General features: G+C 71.4%; 19 protein-coding genes and 1 pseudogene. 10 read left to right on the forward strand and 10 right to left on the reverse strand.

Translation table 11 applies throughout. From position 1 onward, the window contains the following. Positions 1-720, forward strand: a complete 720-nt coding sequence (locus ACIRYZ_RS01410; RefSeq protein WP_402938021.1) for a hypothetical protein — start codon at positions 1-3, stop codon at positions 718-720. A gap of 12 nt (positions 721-732) precedes the next feature. On the opposite strand, the gene ACIRYZ_RS01415 is transcribed toward ACIRYZ_RS01410, so the two are convergent. Continuing rightward, complete coding sequence (locus ACIRYZ_RS01415; RefSeq protein WP_402938024.1) at positions 733-1,893, reverse strand: pyridoxal phosphate-dependent aminotransferase; 1,161 nt, start codon at positions 1,891-1,893, stop codon at positions 733-735. A 119-nt stretch (positions 1,894-2,012) separates the two neighbouring features. Then, positions 2,013-2,567 (reverse strand): YbjN domain-containing protein, encoded by a 555-nt coding sequence (locus tag ACIRYZ_RS01420; protein ID WP_402938026.1) that lies wholly within the window; start codon positions 2,565-2,567, stop codon positions 2,013-2,015. Positions 2,568-2,901: 334 nt separating this feature from the next. On the opposite strand from ACIRYZ_RS01420, the gene ACIRYZ_RS01425 reads away from it, so the two are divergent. Next, on the forward strand, positions 2,902-3,183 hold the full coding sequence (locus ACIRYZ_RS01425) for a helix-turn-helix domain-containing protein (RefSeq protein WP_393023388.1): 282 nt from the start codon (positions 2,902-2,904) through the stop codon (positions 3,181-3,183). A 117-nt stretch (positions 3,184-3,300) separates the two neighbouring features. On the opposite strand, the gene clpB is transcribed toward ACIRYZ_RS01425, so the two are convergent. Together clpB and ACIRYZ_RS01435 are read right to left on the reverse strand one after the other, a co-directional pair. Beyond that, the gene (gene clpB, locus ACIRYZ_RS01430) at positions 3,301-5,922 is read right to left on the reverse strand and encodes an ATP-dependent chaperone ClpB (RefSeq protein WP_402938030.1); all 2,622 of its coding nucleotides are present in this window, start codon (positions 5,920-5,922) and stop codon (positions 3,301-3,303) included. Positions 5,923-6,124: 202 nt separating this feature from the next. Beyond that, positions 6,125-7,057, reverse strand: coding sequence for a LysR family transcriptional regulator (locus tag ACIRYZ_RS01435; protein ID WP_402938032.1), 933 nt, complete (start codon positions 7,055-7,057; stop codon positions 6,125-6,127). Between the two features lie 70 nt (positions 7,058-7,127). Between ACIRYZ_RS01435 and ACIRYZ_RS01440 the strand changes: the two genes are divergently transcribed. The 5 genes from ACIRYZ_RS01440 to ACIRYZ_RS01460 all read left to right on the forward strand — a co-directional run bounded on the left by ACIRYZ_RS01440 (position 7,128) and on the right by ACIRYZ_RS01460 (position 12,762). Continuing rightward, positions 7,128-8,246 carry a TDT family transporter gene (locus tag ACIRYZ_RS01440; protein WP_402938035.1) on the forward strand — a complete coding sequence of 373 codons (1,119 nt, stop codon included), beginning with the start codon at positions 7,128-7,130 and terminating at the stop codon, positions 8,244-8,246. A gap of 633 nt (positions 8,247-8,879) precedes the next feature. Continuing rightward, positions 8,880-9,872, forward strand: coding sequence for a LuxR C-terminal-related transcriptional regulator (locus ACIRYZ_RS01445; RefSeq protein WP_402938038.1), 993 nt, complete (start codon positions 8,880-8,882; stop codon positions 9,870-9,872). Beyond that, positions 9,865-10,833 carry a LuxR family transcriptional regulator gene (locus ACIRYZ_RS01450; protein ID WP_402938041.1) on the forward strand — a complete coding sequence of 323 codons (969 nt, stop codon included), beginning with the start codon at positions 9,865-9,867 and terminating at the stop codon, positions 10,831-10,833. Before ACIRYZ_RS01445 ends, ACIRYZ_RS01450 begins: the two co-directional genes overlap by 8 nt. Then, positions 10,826-11,800 (forward strand): LuxR C-terminal-related transcriptional regulator, encoded by a 975-nt coding sequence (locus ACIRYZ_RS01455; protein ID WP_402938043.1) that lies wholly within the window; start codon positions 10,826-10,828, stop codon positions 11,798-11,800. The genes ACIRYZ_RS01450 and ACIRYZ_RS01455 overlap by 8 nt, the downstream gene beginning before the upstream one ends. Next, positions 11,797-12,762 carry a LuxR C-terminal-related transcriptional regulator gene (locus tag ACIRYZ_RS01460; protein WP_402938046.1) on the forward strand — a complete coding sequence of 322 codons (966 nt, stop codon included), beginning with the start codon at positions 11,797-11,799 and terminating at the stop codon, positions 12,760-12,762. Before ACIRYZ_RS01455 ends, ACIRYZ_RS01460 begins: the two co-directional genes overlap by 4 nt. A gap of 118 nt (positions 12,763-12,880) precedes the next feature. Here the strand turns inward: ACIRYZ_RS01460 and ACIRYZ_RS01465 are convergent, their stop codons facing one another. From ACIRYZ_RS01465 to dnaK, 6 genes are all read right to left on the reverse strand, one after another. Beyond that, complete coding sequence (locus ACIRYZ_RS01465) at positions 12,881-13,498, reverse strand: hypothetical protein (protein ID WP_355668839.1); 618 nt, start codon at positions 13,496-13,498, stop codon at positions 12,881-12,883. A gap of 705 nt (positions 13,499-14,203) precedes the next feature. Next, positions 14,204-15,202: a helix-turn-helix domain-containing protein gene (locus tag ACIRYZ_RS01470; protein ID WP_402938049.1), complete on the reverse strand. Its 999-nt coding sequence runs from the start codon at positions 15,200-15,202 to the stop codon at positions 14,204-14,206. A gap of 221 nt (positions 15,203-15,423) precedes the next feature. Further along, the gene (locus ACIRYZ_RS01475; protein WP_380608793.1) at positions 15,424-15,951 is read right to left on the reverse strand and encodes a heat shock protein transcriptional repressor HspR; all 528 of its coding nucleotides are present in this window, start codon (positions 15,949-15,951) and stop codon (positions 15,424-15,426) included. A 7-nt stretch (positions 15,952-15,958) separates the two neighbouring features. After that, complete coding sequence (gene dnaJ / locus ACIRYZ_RS01480; protein ID WP_402938053.1) at positions 15,959-17,113, reverse strand: molecular chaperone DnaJ; 1,155 nt, start codon at positions 17,111-17,113, stop codon at positions 15,959-15,961. Between the two features lie 146 nt (positions 17,114-17,259). Continuing rightward, entirely contained in the window at positions 17,260-17,880 is a 621-nt protein-coding gene (gene grpE / locus ACIRYZ_RS01485; protein WP_402938056.1) for a nucleotide exchange factor GrpE, read from the reverse strand. Continuing rightward, positions 17,877-19,724 carry a molecular chaperone DnaK gene (gene dnaK, locus ACIRYZ_RS01490; protein WP_402938059.1) on the reverse strand — a complete coding sequence of 616 codons (1,848 nt, stop codon included), beginning with the start codon at positions 19,722-19,724 and terminating at the stop codon, positions 17,877-17,879. The genes grpE and dnaK overlap by 4 nt, the downstream gene beginning before the upstream one ends. A 292-nt stretch (positions 19,725-20,016) precedes the next feature. Here dnaK and ACIRYZ_RS01495 point away from each other — a divergent pair, with 292 nt between their 5' ends. The 3 genes and pseudogenes from ACIRYZ_RS01495 to ACIRYZ_RS01505 all read left to right on the forward strand — a co-directional run bounded on the left by ACIRYZ_RS01495 (position 20,017) and on the right by ACIRYZ_RS01505 (position 24,813). After that, positions 20,017-22,245: a (Fe-S)-binding protein gene (locus ACIRYZ_RS01495; protein WP_402938062.1), complete on the forward strand. Its 2,229-nt coding sequence runs from the start codon at positions 20,017-20,019 to the stop codon at positions 22,243-22,245. Positions 22,246-22,535: 290 nt separating this feature from the next. Beyond that, a pseudogene (locus ACIRYZ_RS01500) lies at positions 22,536-23,609 on the forward strand (sugar phosphate nucleotidyltransferase); the annotation flags it as partial. A 181-nt stretch (positions 23,610-23,790) separates the two neighbouring features. Next, positions 23,791-24,813 (forward strand): Yip1 family protein, encoded by a 1,023-nt coding sequence (locus ACIRYZ_RS01505; RefSeq protein WP_402938064.1) that lies wholly within the window; start codon positions 23,791-23,793, stop codon positions 24,811-24,813. Positions 24,814-24,855: the final 42 nt, after the last annotated feature.

The following is a 24,855-nucleotide window of genomic DNA, read 5'->3' on the forward strand; positions in this document are numbered from 1 at the left end:
ATGCGCGATCGACTGGCCGTGGAACTGCTCAGGCTGCGTCACGACGTGGCGTTGGCGGGCAGTCTGGCCTTCCTGCTGATCCCGGCGCTCGGTGCGGCGGCCGCGCTGCCGCACGACGGACCGGCCGACGCCCGGGCGGCCGAACTGCTGGCCGGCAGCCAACTGCTCTCGCAGGCCGTGCTGTTCATCGCCGCCGCCGCGGTGTACGGCTCGCTGCGGTACACCAACGACTACCGGACCGGCGCCATCGCCCGGGCCGCCCTGCTCGGACCCAGGAGCCGGCTGCTTTGGGACCGGGCGGTCTCCGCCGCGGCGGGCGGCGCGCTGATCGGCCTGGTCGGGACGGCCCTGGTGGCGACGGTGCTCGGGCTGGGCTCAGGCCACACCGGCCTCACCGCGCAGACCGTCCTGGGCACCCCGGCGGCCTGCGCGACCGCCGGGGTGTGGGGCCTGTTCGTCGGCACGATGGTGCGCCACCACCTGCTCACCCTGTTCGTCGTACCGACCACGCTCTTCGCCGCGCTGCCCGTGCTGGCCGCCCGGCCCGCCGTCGGACGGCTGCTGCCACTGGGCGCCCAGCTCGGCATGATCACCGCGCCGGACCGGGCACCCTGGACCGGGCTGCTCCCGGCGCCGTACGGAGCGCTGGTGGCCGCGGCCTGGCTGGTCGCGGTGGGTGTGCTCGCCCGGGTGCTGCTCACCCGGCGCGACCTGGTGTGACCGACGGGGAGGTCAGAGCCGCCGCAGCCGGGTGACCGCTTCGGCCAGCACCTCGTCCTTCTTGCAGAAGGTGAAGCGGACCAGGCTACGGCCGGCGTCGGCGTCGTCGTAGAAGACGGCGTTGGGGATCGCGACCACGCCGCAGCGCTCGGGCAGGGCGCGGCAGAACTCGATGCCGTCCTTCTCGCCGAGCGGGGTGATGTCGGTGGTGACGAAGTAGGTGCCCTCGGGTGTGAAGGCGCGGAAGCCGGCCGCGCGGAGTCCGTCGAGCAGCAGGTCGCGCTTGCGCAGCAGGTCGGCGCGCAGGGTGTCGAAGTAGCTGTCGGGCAGCCGCAGGGCCTCGGCGACGGCGTACTGGAACGGGCCGGCGCTGACGTAGGTGAGGTACTGCTTGGCGGTGCGCACGGCGGAGACCAGCGCGGGGCTCGCGGTCACCCATCCAACCTTCCAGCCGGTGAAGGAGAAGGTCTTGCCGGCGGAGGAGATGGTGACGGTGCGCTCGCGCATGCCCGGCAGAGCGGCGATCGGGTGGTGGACGGCGCCGAAGACGAGGTGTTCGTAGACCTCGTCGGTGACCACCAGGAGGTCGTGCTCGAAGGCGAGTTGGGCGATCACGGCGAGTTCGGTGGTGGTCAGCACGGTGCCGGTGGGGTTGTGCGGGGTGTTGATCAGCAGCAGGCGGGTGCGCGGGGTGATCAGGGCGCGCAGTTCGTTCAGATCGGGGCGGAAGGACGGGGCCCGGAGGGTGAGCGGGACGCGGACGGCGCCGGCCATGGCGATGCAGGCGGCGTAGGAGTCGTAGAAGGGTTCGAGGGCGATCACCTCGTCGCCGGGCTCCAACAGCGCGAGCAGGGCGGCGGCGATGGCCTCGGTGGCGCCGGCGGTGACCAGCACCTCGGTGTCCGGGTCGTACGCCAGGCCGTGGAAGCGCTGCTGGTGCTCGGCGATCGCGGTCCGCAGCTCCGGGATGCCGGGGCCGGGCGGGTACTGGTTGCCATGGCCCGCGCGCAGGGCCCGTACGGCCGCCTCGCGGACCTCCTCGGGCCCGTCGGTGTCGGGGAAGCCCTGCCCGAGGTTGATCGAACCGGTGGCGGTGGCCAGGGCGGACATCTCGGCGAAGATCGTCGTGCCCATCCCGGCCAGTCGGCGGTTCAGCAGCGGCCTGGTACCCATGCGAAAGGCTCCTCACGCGTCGTCGTCGCGCCCATCCTGGGACAGCCGGGGGCCGGGGACAAGGGCGGCCCGCCACTGCGACGTGAGCGCGGTGGCGGGCCGTACGGGGGAAGCGGGGATCAGGCCTCGTCGGAGTCCCCGCCCTCGCCCTCCTCGCCCTCGATCTCGTTCTGCAGGCCCAGGCGCTCGACGATCCACTGCTCGAAGCCGACTGCGGCCTGGGTCCAGTTCGCGGTGGTGGTGACGAAGTAGTCCAGGTTGACGCCGGTGCCGACGATCATCTGGGCCTCACCGATCAGACGGACCACGCCGTCCTCGTGGGTGTGGGTGTAGACCTTCGGCCAGAGGGTCTCGCGGTTCCACTCGTCGATCAGGTCGAGGATCTCGCCCTTCTTCTCCAGCGGGTACGCCCGGTCGTAGAAGGCGCGCACCGCGAAGAGCTCCTTCTGCTCGCCGCGGAACATGTAGTAGACGCGGAAGCCCTCCCAGGGGGCGGTGAGGTCGCCCTCCTCGTCCACGACGTGCTTGAGCTGCATCTGGTCGAGCAGCTGGGTGACCAGGCCCTGGTCCGGGACGATGATCGGCGGAGGGCCGGCCGGCCGCCCGCCCTGGCCACCGGGCTGGCCGCCTCCGGGGACGCCGAAGGACGGGATGGACGACGGGTCGATGCTCATGGGGGTCCTCTTCCTCAGTGCACGTGGTGGCCGGCAATGAGAGGCCGCCCTTTCCACCTCCCATCCTGCCTCATTCGGGGCCTCGCTCACAGGGGCACCCGGGGGCGCGTCGATCTTCCTTTCCGGGCCTGGCGGGCACCGGTCACCCAGGGTGTCCGGCGGGCGGCGGCCGGGCGGCGCGCCCGGCGCGCGGGTGAGCCAAGTCACGCGCCCGGCGCCCGGGTTCGGCTGCCGAACCGGCCGGATGCGGTTAGCGTGCGACGGAACTCGCCGTTGGCAACATCCGTATCCGGTGGGCGAGTTGAGGTGATTTGAGCTGAAGGGGGGAAGCGGGATGGAGCGTACGGTGACCGGGGAGGGTGCCTCGCTCGGGAGGCTGCTGCGGAACATCCGGCTGGAGCGGGGGATGACGCAGGAGCAGTTGGGGGAGGTGTCGGGACTGAGCGTACGGTCGATCCGAGATCTGGAGCGGGGGGTGTCCTGCCCGCGGGTTTCCACGCTGCGGCTGCTCACCCAGACGTGGAGCCTGCCACAGGCGCAGGGGGCCGAGCTGCACCGGCTGGCACGCACCTGGCGGGACCGCTCGCGGCGGCAGCGGCGGGGCGCGGCGGACTGACCGCGGGGAGCCGACCGACTGCGGGGGGCCGACCGGCCACGGGGAGTCGGTACGACGCGGTTCGGGCCGCTCCGCGCGCCTGAGCGCGGGGAGCGGCCCGAACCTGCCCTTCCGGGGTTACTTCTCCAGCGGGCCCCGACCGCGGACGGTGAGGCGGTCGCCCTCCTCGTCCCGCTCGACCAGGACGGTGTCCCCGTCGTGCACCTGGCCGGACAGGATCGCCCGGGCCAGCTGGTCGCCGATCGCGGACTGCACCAGCCGGCGCAGCGGGCGGGCGCCGTACGCCGGGTCGTACCCGGTGAGCGCCAGCCAGTCGCGGGCGGCCGAGGAGACGTCCAGGGTGAGCCGCCGCTCGCGCAGCCGCTCGCCGAGGCGGGCCACCTGGATGTCGACGATCCGGCTGAGCTCGCCGGTGCCGAGCGGGTCGAAGACCACGATGTCGTCCAGCCGGTTGAGGAACTCCGGCTTGAACGCGGCCCGGACGGAGTCCAGCACCAGGGCCTTCTTCTTGTCCTCGGGGGTGGCCGGGTCCACCAGGTACTGGCTGCCCAGGTTGGAGGTGAGGATCAGGATCGCGTTGCGGAAGTCCACCGTGCGGCCCTGGCCGTCGGTGAGCCGGCCGTCGTCCAGCACCTGGAGCAGGACGTCGAAGACCTCCGGGTGGGCCTTCTCCACCTCGTCCAGCAGCACCACGCTGTACGGGCGGCGGCGGACCGCCTCGGTGAGCTGGCCGCCCTCCTCGTAGCCGACGTAACCGGGCGGGGCGCCGACCAGGCGGGAGACCGAGTGCTTCTCGCCGTACTCGCTCATGTCGATCCGGACCATCGCCCGCTCGTCGTCGAACAGGAAGTCGGCCAGCGCCTTGGCGAGTTCGGTCTTGCCGACACCAGTCGGGCCGAGGAACAGGAAGGAGCCGGTCGGGCGGTCCGGGTCGGCGATGCCCGAGCGGGTGCGGCGCACCGCGTCCGAGACCGCCTGCACGGCCTCCGTCTGGCCGATCAGGCGCCTGCCCAACTCCTCCTCCATGCGCAGGAGTTTGGCGCTCTCGCCCTCCATCAGACGGCCGGCCGGAATGCCCGTCCAGGAGGCGACCACATCGGCCACGTCGTCCGGGCCCACCTCCTCCTTGACCATCGACGGCGAGGCGGACCCGGTCTCGTTGTTCGCAGTGGCGGCGCGTTCCTGGGCGTCGGTGAGCTCCTTCTCGGCCGCCGGGATCTCGGCGTACATCAGCTTGGACGCCCGCTCGAAGTCCCCGTCGCGCTGGGCCCGTTCGAGGGCGCCGTGCAGGTCGTCCAGCCGCTCCTTGAGCTCGCCGACCCGGTTGAGGCTCTTCTTCTCCTGCTCCCAGCGTGCCGTCAGCACGCTCAACTGCTCGTTCCGGTCGGCGAGATCGCGCCGCAGCCGGGCCAGCCGGTCGGCCGAGGCCGGGTCCGACTCCTTCTCCAGGGCCAGCTCCTCCATTCGCAACCGGTCGACGGCGCGCTGGAGTTCGTCGATCTCGACCGGGGAGGAGTCGATCTCCATCCGCAGCCGGGAGGCCGCTTCGTCGACCAGGTCGATCGCCTTGTCGGGCAGGAAGCGGGAGGTGATGTAGCGGTTGGACAGGGTGGCGGCGGCGACCAGGGCGGCGTCCGAGATCTGCACCTTGTGGTGCGCCTCGTACCGGCCCTTGAGGCCGCGCAGGATGGCGATCGACTCCTCCACGCTGGGCTCGCCGACCAGCACCTGCTGGAAGCGGCGCTCCAGGGCCGGGTCCTTCTCGATCCGCTCGCGGTACTCGTCCAGCGTGGTGGCGCCGACCATCCGCAGCTCGCCGCGGGCCAGCATCGGCTTGAGCATGTTGCCCGCGTCCATCGCGGAGTCGCCGCCGGCGCCCGCGCCGACCATGGTGTGCAGCTCGTCGATGAAGGTGACGACCTGGCCGTCGGAGGCCTTGATGTCGTTCAGGACGGCCTTCAGCCGCTCCTCGAACTCGCCGCGGAACTTGGCTCCGGCCACCATCGCGCTGAGGTCCAGCGCGACCAGCCGCTTGCCGCGCAGCGACTCCGGCACGTCGCCGGCCACGATGCGCTGGGCCAGGCCCTCGACCACGGCGGTCTTGCCGACGCCGGGCTCGCCGATCAGCACCGGGTTGTTCTTGGTCCGGCGGGAGAGCACCTGGACCACCCGGCGGATCTCGTGGTCACGGCCGATCACCGGGTCGAGCTTGCCGTCCCGGGCGGCCTGGGTGAGGTCGGTGCCGTACTTCTCCAGCGCCTTGTAGGTGCCCTCCGGGTCCGGCGAGGTGACCCGGCCGCTCCCCCGGACGTCCTTGAAGGCGGCGAGCAGCGCCTTGGGCGTGGCGCCCTGCTGCACCAGCAGCTCGGCCACCGGCCCGCCTTCGGCGGCCAGGCCGACCATCAGGTGCTCGGTGGAGACGTACTGGTCGTCCAGGTCGTCCGCGCGCTTGCCGGCCTCGGTGAGCACGGCGAGGGTGTCCCGGGCGAGCTGCGGGGCGGCGACCGTCGAGCCCGTCGCGCTGGGCAGCGCGGTCAGCTGGCGGCGCGCCTCGGCGTCGATCCGGGCGGCGTTCGCCCCGACCGCCTCCAGCAGGGGCCGGGCGATGCCCTCGGGCTGCTCCAGCAGGGCGATCAGGATGTGCACCGGCCTGACGTCCGGGTTGCCGACCGCGCCCGCCTGCCGGATCGCGGCGGACAGTGCGTCCTGCGTCTTGGTGGTGAACTTGCTCGCGTCCACTGCTGGGGGATCCTCCCTCGTCGTCCTTCACTACTGCTACGTACAGCATGCACTAACTTGAGTCTATTCCGCTCAAGTTTTCTTCATCGGCCTGAGGCCCGGGTTTCCCCTGGCTCGACCTTTCGCCGGGCTCAGGTTCCCGGGTTCAGGTCCCCTCGCGCGGGTTTCCTCGCGCGGGTCCCCTCGCGCAGGTTCCCCGGGCTCAACTCTTCCTCCCGGCGGTCCGGCCGTTCGTCTGCCGGGTCAGCCCCAGCAGCTCCCGGGCCGGCCCGCTCGGCCGGTGCCCGGCCGGCCACACCGCGCGCAGCGGCCGCCGCAGGTCCAGTTCCTCCGCCAGCGGCACCTCGACCAGCCGCCGGGTGGCCAGCTCCTCCACCACCGCCAGCTCGCTCAGGCAGACCGGCCCCGCCCCGGTCATCGCCGCCGCCTTCAGCGCGGTGGACGAGGCCAGCTCCAGCCGGGGCCGCGTCGCGCCCCCGTACGGCGTCAGCGCCATCTCCAGCACCTCCCGGGTACCCGAGCCGGGCTCCCGGAGCACCAGCGGGGTGGCCGCCAGCTCGGTCCCGGTCAGCGGGGTGCGCCGACGCGACCACGGGTGCCCGGGCGCCACCACGACCACCAGCCGGTCCGCCGCCACCACCGCGCCGGCCAGTCCGGGCGGGGTGGACGGGCCCTCGACGAAGCCGAGGTCGGCCTCCCGGGCCAGCACGTGCCCGGCGACCTCCGCCGAGTTCGCCGTCCGCAGCGTCACCGCCGTCCCCGGGCTGGCCTCGGCGAGCGCCAGCAGCCAGCCCGGCATCAGGTACTCGGCGACGGTCAGGCTGGCCACCACCCGCAGCTTGGCGTCCCGCCGTTCGCGCAGCGCGTCGATCCCGGCGTCCAGCGCCTGGGCCGCCTCCACCACCTGCCGGGCCCACTCGACCACCAGCCGGCCCGCCTCGGTGGGTCGGCTGCCCCGGGGCGAGCGCTCCAGCAGCGCGACGCCGATCTGCCGCTCCATGCCCTTGATCCGGGCGCTGGCGGTCGGCTGGCTGACGCCCAGCTCGGCCGCGGCCCGGCCGACGCTGCCCAGCCGGGCCACCGCGAGCAGCAGTTCCAGGGCGCCCAGTTCGGGGACGTGAGGGGAGAGGGGCATAGGTTCAGGCTATGTCCTCATAGGATTCGCGGCGCTACCGGCGGCCGGGCCGCCGGGCCAGGGTGGAACCATGTCCACCTCGGTCGATGTCCGTCCGCTCACCCGTCCCGCTCCCCGCACCCGGCTCTCCCGGTTCGACCTCGCCCAGCTCGGCCCCAACTGGTACGCCGCCGTGATGGGCACCGCGATCATCGCCAACGGCGCCGCCGCCCTGCCGGTCCGGGCGCCCGGGCTGATCGGCTTCGGCGAGGTGATGTGGGCGCTCGGGCTGGCCGCCCTGCTTGTGCTGGCCGGAGCCCGGCTGGTCCACCTCACCCGGCACCGCGAGGCGGCCCGCGCCCAGCTGCTGGACAACCCGGCCACCGCGGTCTTCTACGGCTGCCCGCCGATGGCGCTGCTGGCGGTCGGGCTCGGCACCCTGCTGCTCGGCTCCCGGGTCATCGGCACCGGTCCGGCGGTCGCCCTGGACGCCGTGCTGTGGGGCGTCGGCACCCTGTACGCGCTGACCGTCGCGGCCGGCATCCCGTACCTGATGATCACCCGGCACCCGGTGTCCGCGCTGGAGGCCAACCCGACCTGGCTGCTGCCGGTGGTCGCCCCGCTGGTCGCCTCCGCCTGCGGCCCGGCCCTCGTCCCGCACCTGCCCGCCGGAGCGCCCCAGCAGGCCCTGCTGTACGGCTGCTGGGCGCTGTTCGGGGTCGGCCTGCTGGCGACCCTGGTGCTGCTGCCGGTGGTGTTCACCGGGCTGTTCCACAGCAAGCTGCCCGCCCTGACGCTCACCCCCGCGCTGTTCCTGGTGCTCGGCCCGCTCGGCCAGTCCGTCACCGCGATCCACCAGCTCGCCGACGCCGCCCGCCCGGTGCTGCCCGCCCTGGCGCCCGTCATGCTGCCGCTGGCCGAGCTGTACGGCATCGCGGTGATCGGCGTCGCGATGCTCTGGCTGGCCGTCGCGCTCACCGCCAACCTGCGGGCCCGCCGGGCCGGGATGCCGTTCGCGATGACCTGGTGGGCCTACACCTTCCCGATCGGCACCTGCGTCACCGGCGCCGCCGCGCTCGCCCGGCACACCGGCTTCGGCGGCTTCACCGCGCTGGCCGCCGGGCTCTACCTGCTGCTGGTCGTCGCCTGGGTGCTGGCGGCGGGGGGCACCGCCGCGGGGCTGGTGCGCGGGCGGCTGCTGGCGCGCTGACCCGGTCGGGCGGCCGGCCGGACGGCCAGTCGGAGGAATGGCCCCAGCTCAAAAGCAGGCCGCCGTTGCAGGAATGCGCACCTTCAGGCTGACCGTGCACAGCCAACCGGCCGCCGCTGCCCGTACCCCCCGCTGGCCTCGGGCTTTACCGGAATCCCGCCCGCCGCCCACGGCACCGCACCGGCATCGGGATGCAGGTACCTGCAAATGCGCGAACCTGCAATCGGGCGGCACTTGTCCACCGGGCGTCACGCTGTGAGGGTGGAGGCACGCCAAGGCCGCCGGGCAACCGCAGCCCGAGGGTGGCGACTTGCTCTTCAGGTCTGACCACGTGTGCAACGTTCAGCACGCGTGGAACGGGGGGGAAGAGCGCCGGCCGGGGTCCATGTGTGGTGATGGACTCCGGATCCGGATCCGTCGAGGCGTTGCTGCTCCGCCTCGACGGAAGCGCCCGGGCATTGGCGTGCCGACGGCGGCCCCCGGGCACCCGGTGTGCGACGGCACCCGGACCCGGGGGCCCGCCGTCCGACCGGTACCGTGAGCACGCCCGGCAGCCGGTACCGCGCACCCGCGACTCGCGTGTACGGGCGGGGGCAACACCAGGGGAGAGGCGTCCGGCAGGGAGAGTGCGACGTGACGGCGGAACCGGCGGTCACGCCGCACCACGCGGTACCCGTGGGCGGGGAGCCCGACGAGGCGGCCCGGCAGCTCTACCTGGCGATCATCGCCGAAGGCGGCCGCATCCCCTGCGCCGACATCGGGGACACCGACCGCGACGCGCTCCGGCAACTCCTCGACATCGGCCTGCTGATGGCCAACCGGATGGACCGCTGCTACACCGCCGTCAGCCCGCGCTCGGTCAGCGACCGCCTCGGCTCCGAGCTCCGCAGCGAGGCGACCCGGCTGCTGGTCCGCGCGGAGAACCTCCCGGGCGCCCTCGACGGCCTCACCCGCGCCTACGACGCGATGCCCCGTCCGTCCGGCCGCTCCGGCGGCGCGGTCTACGTCGAGGGCCACGTCCACATCCGCCAGCGGATCTCCCAGCTGGTCTCCGACTGCCGCTCCGAGGTGCTCACCGCCCAGCCCGGCCACCGACCCGCCGACACCCTCCAGGTCGCCCTCGCCCAGGACGTCCAACTCCTCCAGCGCGGCTGCTCGCTGCGCACCATCTACCAGCCGGTCGCGCTCGCCGAGGCGCCCGCGCTCGCCTACGCCGAGGAGGTCATTCGGCACGGCTCCCAGATTCGGATCCTCGACGAGCCCTTCCAGCGGCTGATCGTCTTCGACCGCAGCGTCGCCGTCATCGCCGCCAACGACGACAACAGCACCGCCGCCTTCATCAGCGACCCGGCCGCCCTCACCTTCCTGATCGGCGCCTTCGAACGCGACTGGGCCCGCGCCGACACCACCGAGGCCGCCGCCGCCCTCGGCCAGGGCCCCGCCCGCACCATCCCCGACCGGGTCGGCCGCCTCCTCGCCCGCGGCCTCACCCAACGCGCCGTCGCCACCCGCCTCGGCCTCAGCGAACGCACCGTCGCCGCCCACATCTCCCGCCTCCGCGACCGCTACGGCGCCCAGACCCTCTTCCAGCTCGGCTGGCTGATGAGAGGCTCCCGCGATGACTGACGAGCCCGCCCCGGCCGAGCGCGCCCTCTACCTCGCCGCCGTCCGCGGTGGCGGCCGCCTACGCCCCGAGGACCTCGCTCCCGCCGACCGCCCCACCGTCGCCGCCCTCGTCGCCCGCGGCCTGCTCACTCCCACCGCCACCGGCTACACCGCCGCCAACCCGCGCGCCCTCGGCGACCGCCTCGGCGTCGAGCTCCGCACCCGCGCCACCCGCCTGCTGCTCCACGCCGAGCGCCTCCCGGTCGCCCTCGGACCGCTCACCCGGGCCTACGAGGCGGTCCGCCGACCGGACGGGCCGGGCGGGCCGGGCGGGCCGGGCGGGCCGGGCGGTTTCGGGCCGGAGAGCGTGGAGTTCGACACCGCCGTCGACATCCGCCAGCGCATCGCCGAGCTCATCTCCGAGTGCAAGGAGGAGTTCCTCGCCGCCCAACCCGGGCCGCGCCCCCTCGACGGCCTCCAGATGGCCCTCGCCCGGGACCTCTCCCCGCTCCGCCGCGGCTGCTCGATGCGCACCCTCTACCAGCCGGTCACCCTCACCGACCACGCCGTGCTGCGGCAGATCGCCCTCCGCACCCGGCAGGGCGCCCGGGTCCGGGTGCTCGCCGAACCCTACGAACGGCTAATGATCTTCGACCGCTCGGTGGCCGTCATCCCCGCCGCCGAGGACCGCAGCCGCGCCGCCTTCCTCACCGACCCCACCACCGTCGCCTACCTGGTCGCCCACTTCGAACGCGACTGGGCCCGCGCCACCCCCGCCGACCGCCACCTCGAAGCCCCGCACCCCACCACCGTCCGCATCGGCCGCCTCCTCGCCCGCGGCCTCACCCAACGCACCGTCGCCACCCGACTGGGCCTCAGCGAACGCACCGTCGCCGGCCACATCTCCCGCCTCCGCGACCGCTACGGCGCCCAGACCCTCTTCCACCTCGGTTGGCACCTGCGCGGAGAACACCATGGCTGACACCTCCGCCCTCCTCTCCGCCGCCCTCCCGGACGCCGCCGCCCGCGCCCTCTACCTCGCGGTGCTGCGCGAGGGCGGCCGCATCCGCGCCGCCGAGGTCGGCCCGGCGGACCGGGCGGCGCTCCAGCGGCTGGTGGAACTCGGGCTGCTGGTGCCGCAGTTGCAGGACGCCGCGTACAGCGCGATCGACCCGCGTGCGGCCACCGAACGGATCGGCACCGAAATCCGCCTCCAAGGCGCCCGCCTGCTCACGGAAGCCGAACAACTCCCGGAACTGATGGGCGATCTCACCCGGGCCTACGACGCGACTCCGAAACGGCGGGGCGACTCGACCGGGGTGCGATACATTTCGGGAAAGGAGCAAATTCGGCACGAGCTGGGGCAATTGAGCCAGGAGTTCCCCAACGAGGGCCTGACCGCCCAGCCCGGCGGCCCCCGGTTGCCCACCGAGATGCCCGACTCGCTCGACCGTGCCCGTCGCTACCACGAACGCGGCGGAACCGTGCGCACCCTGTACGAGCGCTCGGCCAAGCTCGACCCGGCGACCGTACGGTTCGCCGCTCAAACCGCCCAACTCGGTGCCACCACACGAGTCCTCGCCGTACCGTTCAAGCGCTTCCTGGTCTTCGACCGTGCCGTCGCCATCATCCCCGCCGCCTCGGACTACTCCAGCGCCGCCGTGGTCGACGACCCGGCGATGGTCGCCTTCGTGGCCGATACCTTCGAGACGCTCTGGCAGCAGGCCGAAGGAGTCAACTGGGTGTCCCTGGCTGCTGGTTCCGTTGAGCCCGCCGTCCACGAGCGGGTTGCCGGACTGCTCGCCCGGGGCCTCACCCAACGGTCGATCGCGAGTCGCCTGGGCCTGAGTGAGCGCACGGTCGCCAGCCATATCGCCCGCCTGCGCGAGCTGTACGACGCCGAGACGCTCTTCCAACTCGGCTGGCAGATGCGAGGTGAGCAGTCATGACCGATCACGGCCTCATGCTTCCCGACGGCGCCGCCCGCGAGCTCTACCGCGCGATCCTCCGCGAGGGCGGCCGCATCCGCATCGCCGACATCCCGGAGCGGGACGCGGCGACCGTCCAGTCGCTGCTGGACCTGGGCCTGCTGAAGCCGTACGTCTCGGACGGGTCGCTCAGCGCGATCAACCCGCGCTCGGTCACCGCCCGCCTCGGCGCCGATCTGCGGGCGGCGGGTACCCGCCTGATGATGCAGGCCGAGCAACTCCCGATCCTTCTGGGCGACTTGACCGCCGCCTACGACACCGCCCCGCGACGCCACGACCGCACCGGAACCATCCGGATCGTTGAAGGCGGCGAGAACATCCGGCACCGGATCTCGCAGCTCAGCGAAGAGTTGAACCATGAGGCGCTTTCGCTCCACCCCGGTGGAGCCAGGCCGACGGACGCCACCGACGACATCGTGGAAACCGCCCGCCGTTTCGTTGAGGCCGGCGGTTCGATGAACACCATTTACGAGGACACGGCCCGACTCGATGGTCCGACCGTCCGTCTGGCCGCTCGCTTGACCGACATCGGCTGCCGCATCCGGGTCGCACCGTTCTCGCTCACCAAGATGATGATCTTCGACCGCGCCGTGGCCGTCATTCCAGCCTCGGCCGATTTCGATGCCGCGGCTTTCGTGGAGGACCCGGCCACGGTTGTCTTCCTGGCGGAGGTCTTCGAGCGATTCTGGCAACTCTCCGAGGGCGTCAACTGGGCGGCCCTGGCCGCAGGCCCCACGGACTCCGACCCTCGCGAGCAGGTGGGCCGCCTGCTCGCGAGGGGCCTCACCCAGCGCGCCATCGCCACTCGCCTGGGCCTGAGCGAGCGAACAGTCGCCGGTCACATCGCCCGCCTGCGCGAGCTGTACGACGCCGAGACGCTCTTCCAACTCGGCTGGCGGATGAGGGGGGCTCGCGGTGCCTGAGCCGGTACTCGATCTGCCCGGGCCGCCATTGGCCGCGCAGCCCGGGCGGAGGCGGCCGGGCTGCGCGGCGAGCGGCGGAAGCAAGAGCCCGGAGGGGGATCCGGGGGGTGCGCTCTGCTCAGCCGGTGGCGGCGCCGGTCGGCCAGTAGCCGGGGACGGAGGACTGCTGTCGGGGGACGTTGAACTGCTCGCCGGGCGCGGTCCAGAAGCCCTCGCGCAGGGAGAGCGCCATGCCGGCCCAGTCCAGGGCGGTCTCCACCGTGTGGTTGAGGGCCTCCTGCGACCAGGTGTCGTCGAAGACCAGCGGCAGGACGGGGGCGACCTGCTCGATGGTGGCGATCAGCGGGTTGTGGGTGATCGCCTCGTCGACGAGCAGGACGATCGGCTTCCGCAGGGCCGACGCCCAGCCCAGCTCCAGGCTCACCCCGGCCGAGAGCGGGGCACCGACGTAGGCGAAGACCAGGTCCGCGGACTGCAGGGCGCGGAAGTCGGACGGCACCCGGGGCTCGGGCGCGCGGCCGGCGACGGTCCAGGCGTCGCTGTGGTGCGCGCTGTACACGGCGGCGCCGCTGCGGAGCAGGGTGGTGCGGAGCGTCGTCAGCCGCGTCCGGCTGGCGAGGGTCACCACGCTGTCGGCCGGGCCGGTCAGCCGCATCAGCGGCGCGGCCAGGAATACACGTGCACGCCGACCCTCAGGGGCCTGGCTGTCGTGGTGACGCAGGTAGGGCTCGGTCATGTCGACTCCGGGGGAAGGCCGACCGGGTGGAGGAGGCGGTGCCGGTAGGCGTGTTTAGTTGCTGCTTCAAGGAATCCGATGGTTAAGCAGGAAGGAAATTTGACGGTACAGCGGCAAGTCTTCCGGCTGCATGGGACCATCGGGAGCGAACTGATCGTCTATCAGCGGTGATGGCTTCGTCCAGCGGTCCGCCCTGGCATCTGGATGCCTGGCAGAGAGATGACGCTCGCTCTGTTGGTCGACAGGTGACACTGGAGCAAGGCATGCGGCATCATGTGGACGCTAGTGCTATTAGTCCAACTTGCGGACTTGAGAGGAAGAGGGTGGGTCCATGTCCCGTATGCGCCGACTTGTCCGTAAGGCTGCGCTGTCCACGGTAGTGGGCGCTTTCCTTGTGGCCGCTGGTGTCTCCATCGGAGGTTATGGGCCCTTTGGGATGGCGCATGGCCGTGCGACCGTTGCTGTTGTCGGGGCGGAGACGGTGGCTGACGACTTTCACTGGTAGGGCCGGCCCGTGACCGGATTGCTCGGCCGGCAGGCGGACGGAACGCCAGGTCTCCTGTGCACGCCGAATGGCCCATCGGCCTGGGCGTACCGTCCCCCGGCTTCCGTCGGTGTCCCGTGAACCGGCGGCGCGACTGACAGGCGCCGCCCGTATTGGGCCGCTGCCATTCCGTGTCCGCGGAGGAGCCTCAGGTCACGGTGTCAGTGGCCTGCGCGATCCGCCTTTGCGGCGTGCCCGAGCACGTAGCCGAGCTGGAAGAGCGAGTCGACGTTGTACTCCTCGCGCATTTCCGCGATGTGCCTGGCCAGGGTCCGTTCGCTGATGCCGAGTCGCCGTGCGATGACTCGGTGATTCGTTCCGGACAGCAGTAGGTCGATGATCGTCTGTCGGAGCTGTGAAACCACCTGCTGGGGTACGGTGCGGTCGCCCTCGAAATCCAGGGCTCTGCTCCAGTTCCGTTCGAAAACCTCTTGAGCGAGATAGTTGACCACTGCCGCGTCATGGACGAAAGCGGCCAGATTGTCACCGGCGATTGGAATGACGGCGAGCCGTCGATCAAAGATCAGCAGTCGCGTGTACGGCTCGTCCAGGGTCCGGAACTGCCACCCCTCCTTGGCGAGTGTGGCGACATAGTCCCTGGTGGGTTGGTGGTAGCGGGTGCTCGCGTTGTAGATCGACCGCATCGACGCACCGGTTCGAATGATGTCGAGATCCCGTTTCAGGAATGAAGTCAGCATTTCGGATGGGCGTGGCCCTCCAGGCTGCATGGCGAGACCTTCGGTCATGCCGTTGGCCATGGCCTGTTGTAGCCGTTGGTTAATCACCGCCCGGCCCTGAACGTACTCGATGGGGCCGCCGCTCTGGTCCGGCGTGTGAAATGCCTCCGCCAGATCTGTCAATTCACCCGGAATTGAAACCGCGCGGGACAAGAGGTCGAGAGCCTGGCGCTGCCAAGTTGAGCTCAGGCTGGCGGCAAGTTTTTCAGGGTCGGCGGCGAACAATGACCCGGGCTCGTCGTTGTCCGATATCAGAAGTCCGAGTCCCAGCAACTCCTGGATGGCCTCACCCTCCTCCTGAGAGCAGGTATCCCTGGTGAGCCGGCCGTTTCCCGCCAACGCTTTGAGGTACAGCGTGCGGGCGCCGGGAGACAGGATCGGCGATCGACCGTGGCTGTTCACCAGGTGCTCTCGATCACTCACTTTCGGCTCCTTGTCGTCGACCGGACAACTAGTCAACGCGACTGAAGTCCGCAGCCTCAGGGATCTTAATCCGAGACCGCGATCCGATGCTCAGGTCAAATGAAGGCCGCCAAGGCGCCCGGCAGTTGCTCCGAAACCAGCACTCTCTCACCAACACCGAGCCGCCGGCACCCCCCGAACAGGAGGGAGCCGGCGGCTGGCGAGGTGAGCAGTGCCCCGGGTCAGCGCTTGGGGCGCCAGACGACGAGGGCGCTGGACTGAGGGGTGGGGGGCTGGTACGGGACGAGGTCGCGGCGGTAGGAGGCGTGGACGGCGGCCTCGCGCTGCTGGAACGCGGTGGCGGCGCCTTCGAGCGAGTCGACCAGCTCGGTGATGCGGGCCTGGAGGGCGGTGACCTGGTTCTCCAGCTCGATGATCCGCTTGATGCCGGCCAGGTTGATGCCCTCGTCCTGGGAGAGCCGCTGGACCTCCCGCAGCTGCTGGATGTCGCGGGCGGAGTAGCGGCGGCCGCGGCCGGCGGTGCGGTCGGGGCAGACCAGGCCGAGGCGGTCGTACTGGCGCAGGGTCTGCGGGTGCAGGCCGGACAGCTCGGCGGCGACCGAGATGACGTACACCGGGGTTTCCTCGGTGAGCACGTACTGCGGCGGGGCCGCGGCGGTGCGCCGGGTGCGGCGGGGGCCGTCGCCGGGAAGGCCCTCGCCGAGGCCGGGGCCGATCGGGCTGTCGGGGGTCATCGGGTTCGGGGACATCTGGTCGTCACGCTCCCTTCGCCGCCCGGAAGAGGGCGGCTCGCGGGTCGTCGGAGGCGGTGGCCTCGCGGTACTGCTCCAGGGCGTTCAGCGCGTCGCCGTCGACGTGCTGAGGTACCACGACCTCGACGGTGACGAGGAGGTCGCCGCGGGTGCCGTCCTTGCGGGTGGCGCCCTTGCCGCGGGCGCGCATGGTGAGACCGTTGGCGCTGCCCGGGGGCAGCTTGAGCTTGACGGCGGGGCCGCCGAGCGTGGGTACCTCGATGGTGGCGCCGAGGGCCGCCTCGGGGAAGGTGACCGGGACGGTGACGGTCAGGTTGTCGCCCTTGCGGCCGAACACCGGGTGCGGGTCGACGTGGACGGTGACGTAGAGGTCGCCGGGCTGGCCGCCGCGCTCGCCCTGGGCGCCCTTGCCCTTGAGCCGGATCCGCTGGTCGGCCTGGACGCCGGCCGGGATGCGGACCTGCATGGTGCGGGCCGAGGTGGCCCGGCCGCTGCCGTGGCAGTCGGTGCACGGGTCGTCGACGATCATGCCCCGGCCGCGACAGTCCTTGCACGGCTCGGACAGCGCGAAGGCGCCCTGGCCGCGGCTGACGGTGCCGGCGCCGACGCAGGTCGGGCAGACCCGCGGGGTGGTGCCGGACTTGGCGCCGGTGCCGTTGCAGACGCGGCAGGGGGCCTGGCTGGTCATCCGCAGCGGGACGGTCGCGCCGTCCACCGCCTCCTCGAAGGAGAGCGTCACCTCGGTCTCGACGTCGGCGCCGCGCCGGGGCTGGGCCTGCCGGGGGCCGCCGCGGTTGAACAGGCCGCCGAAGACGTCGCCGAGCCCGCCGCCACCGCCGCCGCCCTGGTTACCGCTGAAGAGGTCGCCGAAGTCGAAGCTGTAGCTGCCGGTGCCGGGGCCGCCGGTGCGGAAGCCGCCGTTGGCGAAGAGGCTGCGGGCCTCGTCGTACTCCTTGCGGCGCTTCTCGTCGGAGAGGACGTCGTACGCCTCGGAGATGTCCTTGAAGCGCTCCTCGGCCTTGGCGTCGCCCTTGTTCGCGTCCGGGTGGAACTCGCGCGCCAGCTTGCGGTAGGTCTTCTTGATCTCGGTGGCGGTGGCGTCCTTGGGCACGCCGAGGACCTTGTAGTAGTCCTTCTCGACAAAGTCCTTGCCGCTCATGGCCTCCGCCACCTCCCGATGTCCATCGTCACTGCGCTGTCAACGGCAACTGGAAGAAGAGCCGTTGACAACGCGCTGCGGAGCCGGCCGCCGTGTTGGCCGGCGTACGACTCCGCAGCGCACTGGTTGTCAGCTGTCACAGGTTGTCAGCTGTCCGAGCCACCGTCGGACGTGTCCGCGTCGGCGGACTTCGCCTCGGCGTCCGGGGCGGACGTCGTCTGGGTGCCCGGCTGGGGCTCCGCCACGGCGACCATCGCCGGGCGGATGATCCGCTCGCCGATGCGGTAGCCGGGCTGGAGGATCTGCACGCAGGTGTCCTCGGTGACGTCCGAGGAGTAGCTGTGCATCAGCGCCTCGTGCTGGGTCGGGTCGAAGGGCTCGCCCTCCTTGCCGAACTGCTGGAGGCCCAGCTTGGCGACGACCGTCTCCAGGGACTCGGCGACGGACTTGAAGCCGCCCGTCACCTCGCCGTGCTCGCGGGCGCGGCCGATGTCGTCCAGGACCGGGATCAGGGACTCCAGGATGTTGGAGACCGCGATCTCGCGGACGGTCAGCCGGTCGCGCTCGACCCGCTTGCGGTAGTTCTGGTACTCGGCCTGCAGCCGCTGCAGGTCCGCGGTGCGCTCGGCCAGCTCGCGCTTGGCCGTGGCGAGATCCTCGGAGCCCTCGCCGGCACCCGCCGCCGCGGCCTCCTCGGCAGCCTTGACCACGGCCTCCTCGGCGGCGGAGTCGTCGCCGGGCTTGCCGCCCTGCGGCTTGTCCGTCATGCCGACGCACCGCCCTTGGGCTTCTCGTCGTCCACGATCTCGGCGTCGACGACGTCGTCCTCCTTGGCGTGGGTGGACTCGTCGGCCGCGGCCGCACCGGCACCGGCGGCGTCGGCGTTGGCGTACAGCGCCTGGCCGAGCTTCTGGGCGGTGGTGGAGACCTTCTCCGAGGCCTCGCGGATCTTCGCGATGTCCTCGCCCTTCAGGGCCTCCTTGAGCTCGCCGAGGGCGGTCTCGACCTCGGTCTTGACGTCGGCCGGGAGCTTCTCGGCGTTGTCGGCAATGAACTTCTCGGTCGAGTAGACGAGCTGCTCGGCGGAGTTGCGGGTCTCGACGGCCTCGCGGCGCTTGTGGTCGTCCTCGGCGTACTGCTCGGCCTCGCGGCGCATGCGGTCGACCTCGTCCTTCGGCAGCGAGGAGCCGCCGGTGACGGTCATCTTCTGCTCCTTGCCGGTGCCGAGGTCCTTGGCCGCGACGTGCATGATGCCGTTGGCGTCGATGTCGAAGGTGACCTCGATCTGCGGCAGGCCGCGCGGCGCCGGCGGCAGGCCGGTCAGCTCGAACATGCCGAGCTTCTTGTTGTACGCCGCGATCTCGCGCTCGCCCTGGTAGACCTGGATCTGCACGGACGGCTGGTTGTCCTCGGCCGTGGTGAAGATCTCGGAGCGCTTGGTCGGGATCGTGGTGTTGCGCTCGATCAGCTTGGTCATGATGCCGCCCTTGGTCTCGATGCCGAGGGACAGCGGGGTGACGTCCAGCAGCAGGACGTCCTTGACCTCACCCTTGAGGACACCGGCCTGGAGCGAGGCGCCGATGGCGACGACCTCGTCCGGGTTGACGCCCTTGTTGGCGTCCTTGCCGCCGGTCAGCTCGCGGACGAGCTCGGCGACGGCCGGCATGCGGGTCGAGCCACCGACCAGGACGACGTGGTCGATCTCGGAGAGCGAGATGCCGGCGTCCTTGATCACGTTGTGGAACGGGATCTTGCAGCGCTCCAGCAGGTCGGCGGTCAGCTGCTGGAACTGGGCGCGGGTGAGCTTCTCGTCCAGGTGCAGCGGGCCCTCGGCGGAGGCCGTGATGTACGGCAGGTTGATCGAGGTCTCGGAGGACGAGGACAGCTCGATCTTGGCCTTCTCGGCGGCCTCGCGCAGACGCTGCAGGGCCATCTTGTCCTTGGACAGGTCGACGCCGTGGCCGGACTGGAAGGTCTTGACCAGGTGGTCGACGACCTTCTGGTCCCAGTCGTCGCCACCGAGGTGGTTGTCACCGTTGGTGGCCTTCACCTCGACGACCCCGTCGCCGATCTCCAGCAGGGAGACGTCGAAGGTGCCACCGCCGAGGTCGAAGACCAGAATGGTCTGGTCGTCCTTGTCCAGGCCGTACGCGAGGGCGGCCGCGGTCGGCTCGTTGACGATGCGCAGGACGTTCAGGCCCGCGATCTCGCCGGCCTCCTTGGTGGCCTGGCGCTCGGAGTCCGAGAAGTACGCCGGGACGGTGATGACGGCGTCGGTGACGGTCTCGCCCAGGTACGCCTCGGCGTCGCGCTTCAGCTTCTGCAGCACGAAGGCCGAGATCTGCTGCGGCGTGAAGTCCTTGTTGTCGATGTTGATCTTCCACCCGGTGCCCATGTGGCGCTTGACCGAGCGGATGGTGCGGTCGACGTTGGTGACCGCCTGGCGCTTGGCCACCTCGCCGACCAGGACCTCGCCGTTCTTGGCGAAGGCGACGACGGACGGCGTGGTCCGGGCGCCCTCGGCGTTCGTGATGACGGTGGGCTCGCCACCCTCGAGAACGCTGACGACCGAGTTCGTCGTGCCGAGGTCGATGCCGACCGCGCGTGCCATCGTAGATACCTCCACGGAAGAGTTGAGCTTTACGGGCTCAAGCATGCATGAGGCCCACGAACGAGTCAACAGCCTTGAGCTGTCCTGGCTCAACTTTGCTGCGGCGGCGCTTCCCCTCTTCCGTTTTGCTCCGAATGGATGAGTATGGCCTTACGTGACTGCCGCCATACCTTGAGCACCTTCTGAATCGGTGCTAACGGGCGGTAAGGTCCGGCCGGTGGGTGGTTAAGTTACCCACGAGTACACTTGACCGACTTATACCTTCACCGCCGCTGGAGTACGGAGAAGCCGGATGCAGCTAGCAGCGATCGTCATCTCACTGGGCACGACCGTGGTCGGCGTGGCGCTGTTCGCTCGTGCCATCGCGCAGATCTACCGGTTCGTCCGGCTCGGCCAGCCCGTCCCGAAGGGCGCGCGGATCAACGATCCGGTGGCCCGCACGGTGACCCTGATCCGCGAGTTCCTCGGGCACACCCGGATGAACAAGTGGGGCGTCGTAGGCGTCGCCCACTGGGCTGTCGCGGTCGGCTTCTACGCGCTGATCCTCACCCTGGTCGGCGCGTTCGGTCAGCTCTTCGACCCGGACTTCGAGGTCCCGATCGTCGGCGACTGGACGCCGTACCTGGTGTTCCAGGAGCTGCTCGGCTTCGTGACCTTCCTCGGCATCGCGGTGCTGACCGTGATCCGCCAGCTCAGCCTGCCGAACAAGGCGGGCCGCAAGTCCCGCTTCGCGGGTTCCAACATGGGCTTCGCGTACTTCATCGAAGCGGTCATCCTGGTCATCGGCGCGGCCATCCTGACCCTGCGCGGCCTGGAGGGCGCCCAGCTGGGGGTCGACCACTACTCGGTCTCGTACGTGGTCTCGTACCCGCTGGTGAAGCTGTTCTCCGGACTGGGCGTCGGCACCCTGCACAACCTGCTCTGGCTGGTTGCGATGATCAAGATCTCCGTCTCCTTCATCTGGATGATCACGGTCTCGCTGAACACCGACATGGGTGTGGCCTGGCACCGCTTCCTGGGCTTCCCGAACATCTGGTTCAAGCGCAACGCCGACGGTGCCGTCGCGCTGGGCGCGCTGCAGCCGATGACCTCGGGCGGCCAGCCGATCGACTTCGAGGACCCGGCCGACGACGCCGTCTTCGGCGTCTCCCAGGTCGAGCACTTCTCCTGGAAGGGCATCCTCGACTTCTCCACCTGCACCGAGTGCGGCCGCTGCCAGTCGCAGTGCCCGGCCTGGAACACCGGCAAGCCGCTCTCCCCGAAGCTGCTGATCATGAGCCTGCGGGACCACGCCTTCGGCAAGGCGCCGTACCTGCTGGCCGGTGGCGGCAAGGACATGGAAGGCACCGAGCAGGCCACCGCCGAGCAGCTCAAGGACGTCCCGGCGAGTGCCATGGCCGAGGCCGAGCGCCCGCTGATCGGCACCGCCGAGGAGAACGGCGTCATCGACCCGGACGTGCTGTGGTCCTGCACCACCTGCGGTGCCTGCGTCGAGCAGTGCCCGGTGGACATCGAGCACATCGACCACATCGTCGACATGCGCCGCTACCAGGTGATGATCGAGAGCAACTTCCCGACCGAGGCCGGGACGATGCTCAAGAACCTGGAGAACAAGGGCAACCCGTGGGGCATGGCCACGAAGGCCCGCCTGGACTGGGTCAAGGAGCTCAAGAAGGAGACCGGCATCGAGGTGCCGGTGATCGGCGAGGACATCGACCCGGCCGAGGTCGAGTACCTCTACTGGGTCGGCTGCGCCGGTGCCCTGGAGGACCGCGCCAAGAAGACCACCAAGGCCTTCGCCGAGCTGCTGCACACCGCGGGCGTGAAGTTCGCGATCCTCGGCAAGGAGGAGACCTGCACCGGTGACTCCCCGCGCCGCCTGGGCAACGAGTTCCTGTTCCAGATGCTCGGCGCCCAGAACGTCGAGACGCTGAACGCCGCGCTGGAGGACGCCCCGACCAAGCGGATCGTGGCCACCTGCCCGCACTGCTTCAACACCATCGCCAACGAGTACCCGCAGCTCGGCGGGCACTTCGAGGTGATCCACCACACCCAGCTGCTGCAGCACCTGATCGACGAGGGCAAGCTCGTCCCGGTCAACCCGGTCGAGGGCCTGATCACCTACCACGACCCGTGCTACCTGGGCCGCCACAACAAGGTCTACAGCCCGCCGCGCGAGATCATGGACAAGGTCCCCGGTCTGCGCCAGCAGGAGATGCACCGCCACAAGGAGCGCGGCTTCTGCTGCGGCGCCGGCGGTGCCCGGATGTGGATGGAGGAGCGCATCGGCAAGCGGATCAACACCGAGCGCGTGGACGAGGCGCTGTCGCTCAACCCGGACATCGTCTCCACCGCCTGCCCGTTCTGCCTGGTGATGCTCTCCGACTCGGTCAACGGCAAGAAGAACGAGGGCGCGGCCAAGGACCACCTGAAGGTGGTCGACGTGGCCCAGCTGCTGCTCGACTCGGTGAAGGCGACCCCGCCGGCCGAGGCCGAGGAGCCCGCGACGGTGGACGCGTAGCGACCGCTGTTCGACAGTTCTGCTACAAAAGCCCGGCCCGGTGGGTGCCGCCAACGCGCCCGCCGGGCCGGGCTTTTGGCGCCCCCGGTCGAGGCCCCGGGGCCGGGCGGCCGGGCGGAGGGTGACGCCGATCGCACGGCCGCCGGACGGGCATTCGGCCGGAAGGAAATACAGTAGGCGCCGGACCGGCCTCGCGGCCGGTCGACCCGTTCCGGACGGGTCAGAAGACCGACGGAGGTATCGGCCCGCCGGGCCGGGCCGCAGAGACCACAAGGGGAACAGCGCAGACCATGACCGAGGCGATCATGCTCGTCGGTGGTAAGGGCACGCGACTGCGTCCGCTGACCACCCACACCCCCAAGCCGATGCTGCCCGTGGCGGGCGTCCCGTTCATCGCGCACCAGCTGGCCCGTGCCGCCGCAGCCGGGGTCACCCGCGTGGTGCTGGCCACCTCGTACCTGGCCGAGGTGTTCGAGGACCACTTCCAGGACGGCACCCCGTACGGCATCGAGCTGGTCTACCTGACCGAGCGCGAGCCGCTGGGCACCGGCGGGGCCATCCGCAACGCCGCCTCCGGGCTGACCTGCGGGCCGGACGAGCCGGTCCTGATCTTCAACGGCGACATCCTCTCCGGGCTGGACATCGCCGCCCTGCGCGACGGCCACGTGGCCGCCGGGGCCGACGTCACCCTGCACCTCACCCGGGTCGAGGACCCGCGCGCCTTCGGTCTCGTCCCGACCGACGGCAACGGGCGGGTGCTGGAGTTCCTGGAGAAGCCGGAGACCCCGGAGCAGATCGTCACCGACCAGATCAACGCCGGCTGCTACGTCTTCACCCGTTCCGTCATCGACCGCATCCCGGCCGGCCGGGAGGTGTCCGTCGAGCGCGAGACCTTCCCCGAGCTGCTGGCCACCGGCGCGCTGCTGCGCGGCGTCGTCGACACCTCGTACTGGCTGGACCTCGGCACCCCGGCCGCGTTCGTCCGCGGCTCGGCCGACCTGGTGCTCGGCAAGGTCGACTCCCCGGCCGTTCCCGGCCCGACCGGCGACGCCCTGCTGCTGCCCGGCGCCACCGTCCACCCGGGCGCGGTGCTCAGCGGCGGCACCGTGGTCTCCGCGGACGCGGTGATCGAGGCCGGTGCGATCGTCGAGGGCAGCGTCATCCTGCCCGGCGCGGTGATCGGCCCGGACACCCTGGTCAAGGACTCGATCGTGGGCGCCTTCGCCACCGTCGGCGACCGCTCGGCGCTGGACGGCGCGGTGATCGGCGACGGCGCGATCGTGGAGTCCGACAACGAGCTGCCCAGCGGCATCCGGGTCGCCTGCGGCACCCTGCTGCCGGTCGGCGCGGTGCGCACCTCGGCCGGCCCGGGTGGCTGCCCGGCCGGCACCACCGCGGCCGCCGCGGTGCACGGGCCGTCGGTCACCGCCCAGCGGTAGCGACGCCCGGGGGGCTTTCGGGCCCGTTCGTCTCAGGCTCGCTGCAAACCGGCCCCGGCTCCGTCCGGGGCCGACGCGCGTTGGGCCGGACGGGTACCTTCGGAACGTGGCTGGTAATCGATACGACAGCGGTCAGGGCGCCGACCGCCCGCACGGCGGATGGTCGGCCCCGCCGTCGGCGGGGGCGCCCGGGGGGCACGGGCAGCCGGACGGGCCGGAGTACTTCACGGCCCCGCATCCGACGGCGGCCGGTGGTCCGGGGGGTCCTGCCGGCGGTCCCGGGGGTGCGGTCGGCGACGGGTACGACCCGTACGCGGCCGACCGGCCGGGCGGCACCCGCTCCTTCCCGGTCGGCGACCCGTACGGCCGGCAGCAGCCGTACGGTCACGAGCCCGGTCCGGGCCAGGACCGGGGCTGGTACGGCCAGGGCCCGGGCCCCGGCTACTACGACGACGGTTACGGGCAGCAGCCGCCGTACGGCCAGGAGCCGCAGCCGCCGTACGGCCAGGACCAGCATGCGCCGTACGGCCAGGACAACGTCGCGGTCTACCGGGCGGGAGGCCAGTCCGCGCCGCACGTCGCCGGGCCCCGGCCGCAGTGGCGCGAGCTGTTCACCGGCCTCTTCCGCAGCCCGACCGCGATCTTCGACCGCACCCGCGACCACCAGGTCTGGCTGCCCGCCCTCACCGTCTCGCTGCTGTACGGCGCGCTCGCGGTGCTCGGCATCGGGCTGACCCACGACGACATCGTCAACTCGACCTTCTCCGTGGCGCTGACCGGCCTGTTCGCCGCCGCCGTCGGCTTCACCCTGGCCGGCGGGATCTTCGGCGCGGTCACCTACGCGCTGGCCCGCCAGCTCGGCGGCGACGGCCCGTGGAAGTCGACAGTCGGCCTGGCCGCGCTGATCGGCTGGCTGACCGACGCCCCCCGGCTGCTGCTGGCCCTGGTGCTGCCCTCCGACAGTGCGGTGGTCCAGGTCGTCGGCTGGGCCACCTGGATGTTCTGCGCGTACCTGCTGACCAGCATGGTCCGGCGGCTCCACGACCTGCCCTGGGGCAAGGCGGCGGCGGCCGCGGCGGTGCAACTGGTCGCGCTGCTGGTGCTGATCAAGCTGCCGACCCTGGGCTGAGGGGCGGGAGGCAGAATGGTGGGCGGGTCGGGCCGGTAGGCC

It is taken from the genome of Kitasatospora sp. NPDC101155 (assembly GCF_044768305.1).
Taxonomy (GTDB): domain Bacteria; phylum Actinomycetota; class Actinomycetes; order Streptomycetales; family Streptomycetaceae; genus Kitasatospora.